At 66.5% G+C, this 501-nt stretch carries 2 protein-coding genes; one reads left to right on the forward strand and one right to left on the reverse strand.

Going from position 1 to position 501, the window contains the following annotated elements; translation table 11 throughout:
* The coding region (locus CFP71_RS43120) for a helix-turn-helix domain-containing protein (RefSeq protein ID WP_143267354.1) at positions 1-214 on the reverse strand (214 nt) is incomplete at its 3' end.
* A 68-nt stretch (positions 215-282) separates the two neighbouring features.
* On the opposite strand from CFP71_RS43120, the gene CFP71_RS43125 reads away from it, so the two are divergent.
* The coding region (locus tag CFP71_RS43125; protein ID WP_143267355.1) for an AzlC family ABC transporter permease at positions 283-501 on the forward strand (219 nt) is incomplete at its 3' end.

A 501-nucleotide genomic window follows, 5' to 3' on the forward strand; every position in this document is an offset into this window, starting at 1 on the left:
CTCGCGAGAACGGGACGTCGAGCGCGACGCACAGCGCCCAGATCGTCTCGACGCTCGGGTTCCCGGCCCCGGACTCCAGCTGGGAGAGCGTCGATTTGGCGATGCCGGCGCGTTTCGCGACCTCGGTGAGGGAAAGCCCGGTGCGGGCGCGTTCCCGGCGCAGGGACGTGGCGATGACGTCCAGTGGTGCGCCTTCGGACGCGGTCGGGGACATGCGTTCGCTCCATCGGTCGTTGCGTTCGCCTTGACGAACACGGTGGCGTTCGTTCATTGTATGAAACCATGCGTTCGATTTGGCGAACAACCACTCGTGTCCTGGGGCGCGATCTTCTCCGTGACATCGGGTTGGTCTGCCTCGCCGACACCATTGTCGGCATCTCCTACGGCGCGATCGCGGTGGGCTCCGGCTTCCCGATCTGGGCGCCGATGCTGCTCTCGGTGCTCGTCTTCGCCGGTGCCTCGCAGTTCATGTTCGTCGGCATCATCGCCGCCGGCGGCAGC

It is taken from the genome of Amycolatopsis thailandensis (assembly GCF_002234405.1).
In the GTDB taxonomy this organism is placed as follows: domain Bacteria; phylum Actinomycetota; class Actinomycetes; order Mycobacteriales; family Pseudonocardiaceae; genus Amycolatopsis; species Amycolatopsis thailandensis.